The organism is Neobacillus niacini (assembly GCF_030817595.1).
In the GTDB taxonomy this organism is placed as follows: Bacteria; Bacillota; Bacilli; order Bacillales; family Cytobacillaceae; genus Neobacillus; species Neobacillus niacini_G.
In genome coordinates this window covers 3,870,001-3,884,752 of sequence record NZ_JAUSZN010000001.1, presented here as the reverse complement: position 1 = coordinate 3,884,752, position 14,752 = coordinate 3,870,001, and the positions used below count along the sequence as shown (strand labels likewise).

At 39.7% G+C, this 14,752-nt stretch carries 12 protein-coding genes (1 of these 12 cut by a window edge); 8 read left to right on the top strand and 4 right to left on the bottom strand.

The annotated features are described in order from the left end of the window. Positions 1-106: 106 nt before the first annotated feature. The 6 genes from QFZ31_RS18475 to QFZ31_RS18450 all read left to right on the top strand — a co-directional run bounded on the left by QFZ31_RS18475 (position 107) and on the right by QFZ31_RS18450 (position 6,380). Positions 107-1,057 (top strand): family 43 glycosylhydrolase, encoded by a 951-nt coding sequence (locus tag QFZ31_RS18475; protein WP_307305517.1) that lies wholly within the window; start codon positions 107-109, stop codon positions 1,055-1,057. 41 nt (positions 1,058-1,098) lie between these two features. Next, positions 1,099-2,064, top strand: a complete 966-nt coding sequence (locus QFZ31_RS18470; protein WP_307305514.1) for a family 43 glycosylhydrolase — start codon at positions 1,099-1,101, stop codon at positions 2,062-2,064. A gap of 80 nt (positions 2,065-2,144) precedes the next feature. After that, entirely contained in the window at positions 2,145-3,515 is a 1,371-nt protein-coding gene (locus tag QFZ31_RS18465; RefSeq protein ID WP_307305511.1) for an MATE family efflux transporter, read from the top strand. Between the two features lie 23 nt (positions 3,516-3,538). Further along, positions 3,539-4,513: an aldo/keto reductase family protein gene (locus QFZ31_RS18460; RefSeq protein WP_307305508.1), complete on the top strand. Its 975-nt coding sequence runs from the start codon at positions 3,539-3,541 to the stop codon at positions 4,511-4,513. 29 nt (positions 4,514-4,542) lie between these two features. Further along, positions 4,543-5,391, top strand: a complete 849-nt coding sequence (locus QFZ31_RS18455; protein ID WP_307305506.1) for an MBL fold metallo-hydrolase — start codon at positions 4,543-4,545, stop codon at positions 5,389-5,391. Between the two features lie 47 nt (positions 5,392-5,438). Then, a complete protein-coding gene (locus tag QFZ31_RS18450; protein WP_307305503.1) occupies positions 5,439-6,380 on the top strand; it encodes a family 43 glycosylhydrolase in 942 nt (313 codons plus the stop codon). A gap of 311 nt (positions 6,381-6,691) precedes the next feature. Here the strand turns inward: QFZ31_RS18450 and tatC are convergent, their stop codons facing one another. The 3 genes from tatC to QFZ31_RS18435 all read right to left on the bottom strand — a co-directional run bounded on the left by tatC (position 6,692) and on the right by QFZ31_RS18435 (position 9,512). Beyond that, positions 6,692-7,414, bottom strand: a complete 723-nt coding sequence (tatC, locus tag QFZ31_RS18445) for a twin-arginine translocase subunit TatC (RefSeq protein ID WP_307305500.1) — start codon at positions 7,412-7,414, stop codon at positions 6,692-6,694. A 67-nt stretch (positions 7,415-7,481) separates the two neighbouring features. Next, entirely contained in the window at positions 7,482-7,679 is a 198-nt protein-coding gene (locus QFZ31_RS18440; protein ID WP_179603340.1) for a twin-arginine translocase TatA/TatE family subunit, read from the bottom strand. Positions 7,680-7,892: 213 nt separating this feature from the next. Beyond that, complete coding sequence (locus QFZ31_RS18435; RefSeq protein WP_307305495.1) at positions 7,893-9,512, bottom strand: PhoX family protein; 1,620 nt, start codon at positions 9,510-9,512, stop codon at positions 7,893-7,895. A 306-nt stretch (positions 9,513-9,818) separates the two neighbouring features. On the opposite strand from QFZ31_RS18435, the gene QFZ31_RS18430 reads away from it, so the two are divergent. After that, on the top strand, positions 9,819-10,670 hold the full coding sequence (locus QFZ31_RS18430) for a VOC family protein (RefSeq protein ID WP_307305492.1): 852 nt from the start codon (positions 9,819-9,821) through the stop codon (positions 10,668-10,670). A gap of 64 nt (positions 10,671-10,734) precedes the next feature. Here the strand turns inward: QFZ31_RS18430 and QFZ31_RS18425 are convergent, their stop codons facing one another. Then, a complete protein-coding gene (locus QFZ31_RS18425) occupies positions 10,735-11,634 on the bottom strand; it encodes a DMT family transporter (protein WP_307305490.1) in 900 nt (299 codons plus the stop codon). A 235-nt stretch (positions 11,635-11,869) separates the two neighbouring features. Between QFZ31_RS18425 and QFZ31_RS18420 the strand changes: the two genes are divergently transcribed. Next, positions 11,870-14,752, top strand: partial view of a DEAD/DEAH box helicase gene (locus QFZ31_RS18420; protein WP_307305488.1) — the 5' portion only. 339 nt of this gene lie beyond the right edge of the window; 2,883 of the gene's 3,222 nt are visible here — the first part of the coding sequence; its start codon is at positions 11,870-11,872; its stop codon lies off the right edge, out of view.

The window sequence follows — 14,752 nt, the reverse complement described above, 5'->3', positions numbered from 1 at the left end:
AGGCAGAGACCGCCTGTCCCTGCGATGTTTATTCTAAGAAGCATTCCTTAGTGGAGCGCAAATCAACAGACCCTTTTAACACAGCCCAACGGAAAGGTGAAATATCATGCAAAAAGTTGAAACGTTGAAAAATCCTATTGTCGAGCAGCGAGCAGATCCTTGGGTTTATAAACACACAGATGGATACTACTATTTCACTGCTTCAGTACCTGAATATGACAGAATCGAAGTAAGAAGGTCAAAAACGATTCAAGGACTAGGAAATGCAGAACCAGTTATTGCCTGGACGAAACATGAAGACGGGATTATGAGTGCCAACATCTGGGCACCAGAAATTCATTTCATTGACGGCAAATGGTATATCTATTTTGCAGCAGCCCGCAAGGATGCGATTTTTGACCATCGGATGTATGTCATTGAAAATGACTCACAAAATCCACTCGAAGGAAATTGGGTTGAAAAGGGACAGGTAAGAACCGCTTGGGAATCCTTTTCTCTTGATGCGACCACCTTTGAACATCAAGGAAATCTATACTATGTTTGGGCTCAGAAAGATCCTGAAATTGAAGGTAATTCAAATCTATATATTGTGAAAATGGCGAACCCTTGGACATTAACAGGTCCTCAAGTCATGATTACCACTCCTGAATATGATTGGGAGAAAATTGGATTTTTAGTAAATGAGGGTGCTGCCGTTTTAAAAAGAAACGGAAAGATCTTTATTTCGTATTCGGCTAGCGCTACGGATTATAACTACTGCATGGGCTTACTATCAGCAGATGCAGACAGCGACCTGCTTAATCCGAAATCATGGAAAAAATCGCCGCAACCTGTATTCCAAACAAATGAGGAAAACAGCCAATTTGGTCCAGGTCATAACAGTTTCACGGTATCAGAAGATGGCAGTCAAGACATACTGATTTACCATGCTCGTAACTACCGTGAAATCGTCGGTGATCCGCTATGGGATCCGAATCGTCATACACGTGCACAAGTGTTCACTTGGAATGAAGATGGAACTCCTAACTTTGGCACTCCGGTACCCGACGCAAACTAAGACTATTCATTTGATATCATTTTCTATAAAGGGAGATTTTTATGGTTAGAGTAACAATCGAAGAAGCGAAAAGAGCACAGGACCTCATTATAGAGCAAAGAGCAGATCCGTGGATTTATAAACACACAGATGGCTACTACTATTTCACTGCTTCAGTCCCTGCATATGATCGAATTGAAGTAAGGCGTTCAAAAACCATTAAAGGAATAGCAGAAGCTGAACCTGTGGTTGCATGGAGGAATCATGAGACGGGACCATTGAGTGCGCTTATCTGGGCACCTGAGATCCATTATATTAACGGCAGCTGGTATATCTATTATGCTGCTGCACCGTCAAAGGAAATCGTAGATGGGCTTTTTCAACATCGCATGTTTGTAATTGAAAATAAATCTGCTAATCCCCTAGAGGGTAATTGGGAAGAAAAGGGGCAAATCAAGACAGACTGGGAGTCCTTTGCCCTTGATGCGACTTCGTTTGAGCATAAAGGTCAGCAGTACCTTGTCTGGGCACAAAAAGATCCAAACATAAGAGGAAACTCAAACCTTTATATTGCTCCATTGGAAAACCCATGGACTATTAAAGGACCGCAAGTCATGATTACTAAACCGGAATATGATTGGGAGACAATTGGATTTTGGGTAAATGAAGGACCTGCAGTTTTGAAGCGGGACGGTAAAATCTTCATTTCTTTCTCTGGCAGTGCCACGGATGAAAATTATGCTATGGGGATTCTGACAGCGGATGAAAATAGTGATGTACTGGATCCAGCATCATGGAGTAAGTCCACAGAACCTGTGTTTAAAACTTGTTATGAAACAGGACAATACGGTCCAGGTCATAACAGCTTTACTGTCTCAGAAGATGGCAGCAAGGATGTTTTGGTTTACCATGTTAGGAACTATACAGAAATTGTCGGCGATCCGCTATATGATCCGAACCGTCATACCTGTGCGAAGGAATTTACTTGGAATCCTGAAGGGACACCAAACTTTGGTTTCCCTAAATAATGAAATAATTGACGAACGATAAGGTTCATATCAGTTTCTTGATATGAACCCTTTTCTGTAAACAAAAGGCGGGCAGACAGATGGAAAGTTTACAAGATTCACAGCAAAGACGTATGACCCTGCGTGCCATAACGTGGCCGATTTTTATCGAATTGTTTCTGCAAATGATTATGGGAAGTACAGATATTATCATGCTATCCCACATTTCGGATGATGTTGTCGCTGCAATCGGTGTAGCCAATCAACTAGTCTTTTTTGCGATTCTTCTTTTTAGCTTTACAGCAACCGGAACAGCTGTTTTAATCTCGCAATATTTAGGTGCAGGTTTGAAAAAAGACGCCAAACAAGCCTCGGCAATATCCTTATCTATCAATCTAGGTATTGGCTTAATTGTAAGTGTATTGTTTGTGATTTTTAAAGGTCCGTTATTAAATATTTTCCACCTTGATGAGGATATAGCCATTATCGGATATGATTATTTATCAATTGTCGGCGGCACCTTATTTCTTCAGGCTATGCTTGTGACTATTTCTGCTATTCTGAGGTCAAATGGCTTCACGAGGGAAGCTATGTTTGTTTCTGTGATGATGAACCTCATCCATTTGGCTGGAAACGCCATAGTGATTTATGGATGGTTTGGATTTCCGGAAATGGGCGTTAAAGGGGTTGCCTTATCGACTGCTTTCAGCAGAGCAGCAGCACTAGTTATTGCCTTTTGGTTCATGTATAAGAGACTCCCAATCAGAATTGAATGGAATGATTATATCGATTTCCAACTAACGCATATTAAGAAAATACTAAAAATAGGCATTCCTTCTGCTGGTGAACAACTTAGTTACAACACGAGCCAGATGGCGATGACTGCGATTACAGCTCTTCTTGGAGCAGCAGCTTTGTCTACCCGTGTTTATACATGGAATATTATGTCCTTTATTATGTTATTTGCATTAGCCGTTGGCCAGGGAACACAAATTTTAATCGGTTATCGTGTAGGAGCTGGCGATTTTGCAGGGGCCTATAAACAATTACTAAAGAGCCTTAAAGTTAGTTTTATTATTACTATTGTTATAGCAATACTTATTGCTATTTTTAGAGAAGTAATTATGGGTCTTTTCACAGATGATCCTGAAATTATTAAAGTCGGAAGTACACTTTTATTATTATGTTTAATTCTTGAGCCTGGAAGGACATTGAACCTCATCGTGGTAAACTCACTTCGTGCAACCGGAGATGCTGTTTTTACGGTGAAAATGGGCGTTCTTTCGATGTGGGGAATTGCCGTTCCAGTATCATACTTACTAGGAATACAGTTTGGTCTTGGTTTAGCCGGGGTATGGATTGCTTTTATTGCGGATGAATGGTTCAGAGGCATCGTTATGTATTTTAGATGGAAAAGCAGAGTGTGGGAAAAGAAAGTCCTTGTTGATAAAAAAGAAGTTGTTGCTAGTTAAAGGCTAAGGAGGAGGACGTCAAAATGAAATACCGCAGACTTGGAAACAGTGGATTAAAAGTAAGTGAAATCGGGTTAGGCAGCTGGCTGACCTATGGAAAATCAGTAAATAATCAGACTGCACATGATTGTATTCATAAAGCATATGAACTGGGTATTAACTTCTTCGATACAGCCAACGCCTATGAAGGTGGAAAGGCAGAAGAGGTCTTGGGTGAGGTGTTAAAAGAATATCCTAGAAGTTCATATGTTGTAGCAACGAAGCTATTTTTCCCGATGGGTACAGGGCCGAATGAGCGAGGGCTTTCAAGAAAACATATTGTCGAACAATGTGATGCTAGTTTAAAACGGTTAGGCTTGGATTATATTGACCTCTACCAATGTCACCGCTATGACCCAGAGGTACCAATGGAGGAGACTTTTTTTGCTCTTGATGATTTGATCAGGCAAGGGAAGATCCTTTATGCGGGTGTGAGTGAATGGAGCGCAGCCCAAATTGAAAAAGCAGTTGGGATAGGCAAAGATTATCGATTAAGACCGATTATTTCTAATCAGCCTATTTATAATATGTTTGAAAGATATATTGAGGATGAAGTCCTTCCCGTATCGATCGAAAAAGGGATTGGACAAATTGTTTTCTCCCCATTAGCTCAGGGAGTCTTAACAGGTAAGTATAAACCTCATGCAGAAAAACCAGCCAATAGCAGGGCTGCGAACGATGCAACAAACTTTGTCATCAATAGTTATTTCCGGGACGATGTCCTGACAGTGGTACAGAAATTAAACGGTTTAGCATCAGAACTAGGGGTTACGTTAAGTCAGTTAGCACTGGCATGGATTCTCCGTCACCCAACTATCAGCTCTGCGATTATTGGAGCCAGCCGGATAGAGCAAATTGAAGAAAATGTAAAGGCCGTGGATATCAAATTGGATCAACATGTTTTACAAGCGATCGATTCAATCCTTGAAGAAGTAAAAGACTTTGCACCATTGAGATAGCCATTCTATGAAAAGCGGGTGATTTTTTTATGAAGGTCTATAAACATGGGGATTCTTTGGTAACCGAGATTAAGGAAACGCGAATTCATGATGGTGCTGTTTCGTTTTGGAATTTAGGACAGGCTGGGATTTTGATTAAAGGCAGAGAGGAAGATGGATTCATCTGTATTGATCCTTATCTTTCAAACAGTATTGAACAGACAAATCCTGAAACAGAATTTAAACGGGCATTTCCACCTGTTCTTTCTCCAGCCATGTTGGAAAACGCAGATGCTATTTTAATCACTCATGAACATGATGATCATCTGGATTTTGCCACGTTAAGGGAAGTCGGGCAAAATGGGGAGAATCCGACTTTTGTAGTTCCCGCTCCACTCGTATCAATGGTCGAAACGGAAACAGGCAGCAAGAACCTGGCAGCTGCAAAACACAATGAATCTTTTCGTATAAAGGGATATCAGATTACACCTGTTCCAGCAGCACATACAAGTTATCAAGTCGATGTAAATGGTGATCATCTATATTTAGGTTATCTCATAGAAGTAAATGGCGTTCACCTGTTCCATAGCGGTGATACGATTGTCACCCCGGAATTGATTGAGAAGGTAAAAGAGTTTAAACCCCATGTTGTATTCCTACCGATTAATGGCGGCGACTTTTTCCGTTCTTCACGAGAAATCGTTGGAAACATGAGCTATCGCGAAGCAGTGGACTTTTCAGTTCGTGTAGGCGCTGATCTGATTATTCCGATTCATTATGATATGTTTCCGAATAATCGCGAGAATCCTGCTTATTTTGTAGATTACTTGTTTACTCATTATCCAAATCAAAAGTTTCATATGATGGCACCTGGAGAACGTTTTATTTATCACTTATAAGCCAGAGGTGTAAAGGTCGAGAATACAAACACTTGGAGGATTAGAATATGAATAACTCAAAAGGCTTTGATAATGTAAATTTTTACGACATAAAATGGGAACTGAAAGGCGATTTATGGGCCCATGATCCGGTTATAGCGAAGGAAGGTTCTAGCTGGTATGTTTTTCATACTGGAAATGGCATTCAAATAAAAACGTCTGAAGACGGGGTTAACTGGAAGCAGGCAGAACAAATATTTCCGTCATTGCCCGAGTGGTCTAAACAGTATGTACCTGAGAAAGAGGAGGAAAGTATTTGGGCACCAGATATATATTTCCATGATGGAACCTATTATATCTACTATTCTGTGTCCACTTTTGGTAAAAATACTTCCGCCATCGGATTAGTAACCAATACCACGCTCAACCCTGAAAATCCTGATTACACATGGGTGGACAAGGGATATGTTATTCATTCCAGTGAGTCAGACAACTACAATGCTATTGATGCTAATTTGATTTTCGACCAAGAAGGTGTGCCATGGTTGAATTTTGGATCATTCTGGTCCGGAATCAAGCTTATTCAATTGGACCCTGTAACGATGAAGCCAGCAGAAGGTGCGGAGCTTTTGTCTATTTCAAGCAGAACGGACCAGCCAAATACAATTGAAGCGCCTTTCATTGTCTACCGTAACGGCTATTATTATCAGTTTGTATCTTTTGATTTTTGCTGCCGCGGAATTGAAAGTACCTACAAAATTGTCGTTGGCCGATCAAAGAATATTACAGGACCTTATTTTGACCGAGATGGGGTGTCGATGATGGAGGGAGGAGGAACACTGATCGACGCAGGAGATGATAGATGGATTGGTCCTGGACATTGTGCAGTTTATTTTTCAGGTGACTCCTCCCTTCTTGTCAACCACGCTTATGACGCTTTGAAAAAGGGAAAACCAACGCTGCGGATTAAACCGTTGCATTGGGATCAAGAAGGCTGGCCGCATATCTAAGAATGAAAAAGACTTTGGGCACTGTGCCCAAAGTCTTTTTTATATTTAGCTCTGTTATGATTCTTTGTTGATTTTCGTGTAGGTATGAGAATTCATAAGCGGAGAATATCCGGTTAATGTATATAGAGGAAGCCTAAGAAGCGGATATAAGCGGAGGGATTCCGGTTAACTGCTCTAAATAAGATAAAATCCAAAGATTTCGATCATATAAACGGAAAAACTCCGCTTATTTTTAAGGAAATATGGGTATTTCCCAATATAGCCGGAATTTTTCCGTTTATTTTTCAATCACAGTAAATCAACAGCCAATTTTATGCAGCCAAGTTTAATTTTTGTTTTCGCTTAAAGACTACTTTTGATAATAAAACACTGCACTCATATAAAAAGATTAGTGGGATAACTACCAAAATATCAGATAGGAAATCCGGTGGAGTAATTAAAACAGCGGTTACGATGAGAACAAAGTAGGAGTACTTGCGAATTTTTTGTAATCGGTATGGATTTAATACTCCAAGACTTGTCAGGAACATGATCACTACCGGAAGTTCGAATAAAAATCCAAAAGGCAGGGTCATATGCAGTAAAAACGTAAAATACTTTTCTGTGGTGAAAAATGTCATAAACATACCCTCCGACATGGAGAGAAGGAACTGAAAAACAATCGGGAAAATGATAAAGTATCCGAAACTAATTCCAACAATAAATAAAAGGAATAAAGATGGAATATAAGCTAATGTTACTTTTCGCTCGGAATCTTTCAAGGCTGGACGAACAAACAGCCAAATTTGATAGGCTGCTATAGGAATACTCCCTGAAATTGCCACCACACAGGATAGCATCAAATATACCCATAAAATATCGCTTGGTCCTAAGATAGCTAGTTGTACCTCTAAGTCCTGAACCAGCCATTGATAAATATCTTCAACATAGACAAAGGCTAAAATAAACAAAGCCATAAAGGCACCGAGTATGATAATCAGTCGTTTACGTAATTCTTCAAAATGTCCAATCAAAGCCATATCATGTTTAGACATTGAAAATCCTCCTTAGAAAAAGAAGACGCAAGCACCATATTCTGCCTGCATCTTCCCGAGATAAGTGTTAAATCGTCTTTTCCTCTTTTTTAGGCTGTACCTTACTAGGGTCCTCATCGGAAACCAATTCACGTGTAGATTTTTTAAATTCCTTTAGGGTGGATCCAACAGCACGACCTAATTCGGGTAATTTTGAAGGTCCGAAAATGATTAATGCAATAACTAAAACAAGAATTAAACCAGGAATGCCTATGTTCTGAAGCATAATTATTGTATCCTCCTTTAGATAGCTTTTTTCGATTGATGACGCTGATAACAATATTGGAATAGTTTATACTTAGCTTTGTTTTTACAAAGATGACAACGAAAACTTTCTTCCTCCGAAATTAGCTTTATATGAGGAACATACATAAACTTCAAGGCATCCTTGACGTGGTTTGAACAAACAAACATGGTGAGAAGTGCCCCTTCCACTTGATTATTTAAAGCTTCCACCTTGTACCGCAACTAAACAAGATCGTCCGAAAGTTTGACCTGGGTATGGGTTCCATGTTTCTGGATGCTGTACATCTAGGAACAATGTTTTTTCGTCTGGAGTTAACCATGGTCCTGTTACTTCACAGCCTTTTGGACCTGAAGCAAATTGGAAAGGTTCCCCGTATTCTTTTCCGTCAGTTGGTACCATGAATACTCCACAATTTTTATAAGCGGCGTATTGATTTGTTTCGGTAGCAGCGTAATCCTCGACTACCCAAAGATTGCCTTTGCTATCAAAATGCAAGTTATCTGGGCAAGTAATCCCGCTTTGTTGTCCGCCTGCCACAAACACTTCAAACGTGAACGATTCACTAGCATGATCACCGTTTGCAGGAACAAAACGTACAATTTGTCCATGGAAGTTTCCGTGACCTGTGTTGTTCGTTAGTGATAAGAAGACGGATCCATCATGTGGGTGAATTTCTACATCTTCTGGACGGTCTAATTTTGTTCCGCCAACAGCAAGACCCGCTGCACGAGCATTGGTTAAGACAGCAGCTTGATCAGCAAATTCTGGAGTTTGCAGCTTAGAATTTGTAGCACGATCAAGGGCAATCCATTTTTGCTGGCTCATACTTGCCACATATAAGGTTCCGCTTTCTAAAATATCAAAGTTCGCTTCACGATTTACAGGGTTAAATTTCTTGCTGCTAATAAATTTGTAGAAACACGCGTCACCCTTATCATCACCCATGTAAACGACAACTCTGCCGTCATTCGTTAAGCCCATTGCAGTATTTTCATGGGCAAAACGACCAAGGGCAGTATGCTTGCGTACAGGTCTCTTTGAATCAAATGGATCTACCTCAACAACCCAGCCGTAGTGATTGTCATTAAAATTTGGCCAGCCATAATCATCACCATATTCTGTGTTTTCTTCACAGGAGAGGACGGTATTCCATAAAGTACGTCCACCGCTGCAGTTACCTAATGAGCCAACGACAGTAGTTGCTCCACCTACATACGAACTTCCACGTGCGGGACCAGTTAATTCAATTGGAGTATTCCCATCAACACGTCGATTATATGTATCGTCTAAAATAAGCTTCCATCCATCTTTTTCTTTTTTAACATGGATAACAGAACCACCGACTGCTTCTTTTTCCATTTTGAGAAGTTCAGGATAGTTTGCTAGATTCTCCTTTTTAAAAGTAGCTTCATTGATTCCTAACATCTTCATATAGTTTCCTGGTTCAGGGAACTCGTGATTTACCCAGATCAATCCTTCTTCGGAATTGTTTCCACCCTTTAAGCTATCCATTGGAAAATAAACAGTTAGGTCAGCTGCATCTCCAAATATTTCACCCTTAGAATTAATCTTATCTCCATAAGAAGCAATAATGGAATAGTTGTATCCGTTAGGAAGTACCATATCGTTTTCCCATGTACGGCTAACAGGTTTGAACGGTGCAGTAACTGATTTACCCTTTCCTGAAGGCTGTCCATTCATTAAGTGGTTTCCAGTCATCGCATTCCCAGTTAAATTCCCAATTCCTGATGAAGCTGCAACAAGTGCGGCAGTACCACTTCCAACATAGGTTAAAAATAAACGGCGATCCATATAAGCATTCTCCCTTTTAGCTGATTTAGTATCTTTCTCCTATGATTATAGGGAGTCCAAAACCTAATGTTAATTAAGGGATTGTAAAGAATTGTTAAGAAAACTTAAATTATTTTAATAATTTGTAAATTGGTGATAAGACTGTCAGAAAAACCAAATTTTAGACGAAAAATAAATTGTGATTTTTTTAAAGGTGCGTTTATTTTGCAAAATGTAATTAAACATCTTTAATATAAGTGTTAATTATGAATTTCTTTTTTGAGTTAATAAATAATATAAATACAGTGTGATGGAGGGGATAAGACAATGGAGGGTTTTCATCAGAGTCCAAATATCTATGCCAGCGAAGTCAATATTAAAGTGAAAGATTTAGACTATGCACTAACTTTTTATCAAAATATTATTGGTTTCAAGGTACTAGAGAAAACTAACCGGAAAGCCGTTTTAACTACTGATGGGAAAACACCTTTAGTAACGTTAGAACAGCCTGAAAATGTGATACCAAAGGAAGAACGAATGTCAGGACTTTATCACTTTGCTATTCTCCTTCCAAGTCGTGCGGATTTATCCGTTTTTTTACGTCATTTTCTTGGTACAGGATATCCGTTGGGTGCTGCGGATCATTATGTTAGCGAAGCACTATATATTACGGATCCAGATGGTAACGGGATAGAAGTATACCGAGATCGCCCTTCAAACGAGTGGAAGTGGGAAAATGGATTGGTGGACATGGCTACGGTTGAACTAGATGGGAATAGTATCTTAGCTGAAAGCGACGCGGAATGGACAGGGCTGCCGCCTGGAACGATTATGGGCCATATTCACCTTCATGTGGGAAATTTGCAGAAGGCAGAAGAGTTTTATACAAAAGGCCTAGGATTTACTATTGTCAGCCATTATCCACAGGCAGTGTTTTTATCAACAGGAGGTTACCACCATCATATTGCCATTAATACTTGGCAGGGAGTAGGGGCGCAGACTCCACCCAAAAATAGTGTGGGACTAAATTGGTATACGCTTGTATTTCCGAGTGAAGCGGCGAGAGATTCAGCAATGGAACGCCTGAAACAACTTGGTGCGAGTGTCGAAAAAGAAGCGGACTATTATGTTACAAGTGACCCATCGGGAAATCAAATAAGATTGAAATATGTGGAATGAACGTAAAAAGCCTAATCCCTTTTTTGGAATTAGGCTTTTTGCCTTATAAAATATCTTACTGCCACTATGCAGTTTTACTTATTTGAATCTTATTTTCTTTTGGCTTTTTAGAAGATACATACACACCAGCTAAAATTAAAATAAAACCAGTGATCATCGAAAAGTGAATTTCTTCTTTAAGAATAACAGCACCCCAGACCATGGCGGATATTGGAACGAGGTATGTCACCAAGGACGCAAATTCTGGGCTTCCTTTTTGAATACAATAATAATATAAAAGATATGCGAAGCCAGATCCGAAAACACCTAGACCAATTAATGACCCGAATATAGAAGGCTCGAGAATCATTTTAAAAATGGTTCGATCTGTGAGGAGTACCACAATGAAACTAATTAGAGCAGAAACCAATAATGTACTAAAGGATATCATTGTAACACTAGCTGTTGATAAGTATTTCTTAGTAAGATGTGTTGAATAACCGTAACATAAAGTAGCGCCAACCATCGTGAATAAACCAACAATGGACTGACCCTTAATGCTTGTTATATCAACCCCAGATAGTATGATAATACCGAAAAATCCCAGCGCAATCCCTAACCACTGCAACAACCGTAATTTATTTTGAAAGAAAAGAAAACCGATGATCAATGTCCAAATCGGTGTGGTAGCATTAATTAATGAAGCATAGCTGCTAGTGATTTTCGTCTCACTCAGCGCTATTAAATACCATGGCAATGCATTGTTTAATAATGAAACAAGAACAATTATTCCGAACGGTAACCCTTTTAGTCCTTTCCAATCCTTTCGAAATGCAATAATCAATAAAAGAATAAAAGTCCCAAATAAACATCGCCCAAAAACGACTCCCCAGGCTCCCAGTGGTTCAACTAAAAGCTTAATAAATAAAAAGGACGTTCCCCAAATTAAACTGAGGGTAAATAAAGCCCCATATAACCTCGCCATCTATACTCACCCCCTATCCATACACAACGATAAACCAGGTGCCATGTATCGTCAATTCAAAAAGATTTGTTATAATGGTAAACAGTGTGTGAAACAGTTAAAGTTATGGTGAAAGTTATGGTGACAGGCACCACCCGTGGACACTGTCCGTGTGGAATGGACAGTGTGAATTTAATTTAAGGGCTGCCTGTGACCTTTGTAAATACAAATGATACCTTGGAGAGGAGCGGGACATTTGAATATTAGTTTAAGTCAGAAACAGATAAAAGAAATGTGCGGAACTGTCTCCTTTAAACGAGGGGATTCTTTTTATAGAGCGGGAAAAGTTTCGTTTGATTTTATTAGCAATAATCGTTGTGAAGCGACTGTTAAAGGTACTGAAGATTTCTATGTCACTATAAAACGAGATGAGAGCGGTGAACTAAGTACGACATGCAGTTGTCCAACTCTCCTATCTGTAAAAAACGATTGCCAGCATATTGCGGCCGTATTACTCGCCATTAATCACCATCAACAGCTAGGTACAGTTCCTGCAGTGCGAAGTAATAAACAGGTTGATCCGTCAACGAGTCAGGCGCTGACAAAAGAATTGCTCACTCTTTTTACAAATCAACCCAAAAGGCCAAGTAGACATCAGCTTCATTTTGAGAATAGACAGGTTCTGCGGGCGAATTTTCTATGTAAACCTGTCGATATTGGGAAGGGGAGGAAGCTGTTAGGTATAGAACTCGAGATTGAGCACAAAAAAGTGGCAGATATTCGCCAGTTTCTCTCTCAGGTAAAAGAAGGCCATCCAAGTGCGCTTTCCGATACATTAATCTTTAATACTAGTCTTCATTGTTTTAATAAAGAGACAGATGATGTGATGCAGCAGCTATTCTTCGTGATTCAAGATGAAAAGTCATACGTGAATGCAATGGCAGACAGCTTAGAAGAACCATTCTCCCCTAATCTTTTGCTCATACCGCCATCATCCTTTAATCAACTATTACCTTTGCTTGTAAAAACTCCACTAGTGAAGGTTGAAAATGATGGGGAAACCTATGAAGGGCTTCATCTCACGGAAAAAATGCTCCCTCTCCAATTTAGTTTTACAACCATAGAGGATGGAGGCTGCCATCTTAGAATAAAAGGGTTGAATCGTCTAACCGTATTGGATTCTTACCACTTTGTTCTATATAAAGGTAAATTTATTAGGCTTGAAGAAACGGACAGCAAACGATTGGCCAACCTTAAAGAAATGCTGGAAGCTTCAAAAACAAATCAAATTGATATTCCGCAAGAACAACTGGACTATTTTATAGAAAACGTGGTCCCGGGTTTAAAAAGACTTGGTAAGGTCGAACTGCCTCATAATTTAACGAGCACCCACAGGAAAACGCCTTTAGTGGCCAAGCTTTATTTGGATTGGTTGAAAAATCGCCTGTTAGCGGGCTTAGAGTTTCAATACGGTGATATCGTGATTAACCCGTTAGAAAACCGGGAATTGCAGAACAGCCTTATTCTAATTAGGGACCTAGAAAAGGAAAAGCAAATCATTCAATTAATGGAAGAAAGTTCATTTGCTACCACAGACAGTGGCTACTATTTGCATAACGAAGAGTTGGAGTATAAGTTTTTATATCATGTGGTACCTAAGCTGCAAAAATTGGCACAGATTTATGCTACAACAGCCATTAGGAATCGGATTTTTAGAGAAAATACGATTCCGAGGATTAGAGTAAAGGTAATAAAAGAGCGAACAAACTGGCTTGAATTTAAATTTGATATGGATGGAATCCCGGAGAGGCAGATAAAAGAGGTTTTATCCGCACTTGAGGAAAAAAGAAAATACTATCGGTTGCGGAATGGGGCGCTGCTTTCTTTAGAAACAAGAGAATTTGAAGAAATAAAACGTTTTCTACAAGCCGCACCTGTCCAGGCGGAGGATCTTGAAGCAGGGTTGAATGTACCAATCGTTCAGGGATTAAAGCTCCTTGACACTGTTGAAGATAACTCAACATTTACACTTGAGGATTCGTTCCGTCAATTCTTGGATACGATCCAAAATCCTAGTAGTATGAAGTTTGAGGTACCACAACTGGTTGCGCCAATTTTACGGGACTATCAAATACAGGGCTACAAATGGTTAAAAACTCTTGCTAGTTATGGATTTGGAGGGATTCTTGCAGATGATATGGGGCTAGGGAAAACACTTCAAAGTATTTCCTATATCCTCTCAGAACTACCTCGTGTTCGTAAAAACAAGCTGCCGATACTGATTGTCTGCCCAGCGTCATTAACCTATAACTGGCTGAGTGAAATCAAGAAATTTGCCCCAGGAGTGCAGGCCATTATTTTTGATGGAAGTAAATCAGAGCGTGCAGCTAAGCAAAAACAATTTTCTGATTCAGATATTGTTATTACTTCATATCCTTTGTTGCGAAAGGATATAATCTGGTACGAGAAGCAAACCTTTCATACCGTGTTTTTTGATGAAGCGCAGGCGTTTAAAAACCCAATAACGCAGACAGCTAGAACTGTAAAGAGAATTAAGGTTGAACACCGTTTTGCTCTAACTGGAACACCTGTTGAAAATTCATCTGAGGAGCTTTGGTCGATCTTTCATGTTGTGTTCCCAGAACTATTTCAAGGGCTGAGGGATTTTAGCCACTTAACGAGAAAGCAGATTGCGAGAAGAGTCCGTCCATTTTTACTTAGAAGGTTAAAGGAAGATGTGCTAGCGGAACTTCCTGAGAAAATAGAGTCTGTGGACTTAGTGGAGCTGCTGCCAGAACAGAAGAAACTCTATGGAGCTTATTTAGCGAAACTAAGACATGACACACTAAAACATTTGGATAAAGACACTCTTCGAAAAAATAAAATTAAAATCCTCGCCGGTTTGACAAGGCTCAGGCAAATTTGCTGCCATCCATCTTTATTTGTTGATGGGTATAAAGGGAGTTCTGCTAAATTCGAACAGCTGCTAAGGATTCTAGAGGAATCCAGACAGGCTGGAAGAAGAGTATTGATATTTTCGCAGTTCACGAAAATGCTCCAGTTAATATGCAGGGAAATGGCGCTTCAAGGAATCCCTTACTTCTATCTTGATGGACAAACCCCAGCAGAAGAAAGGTTA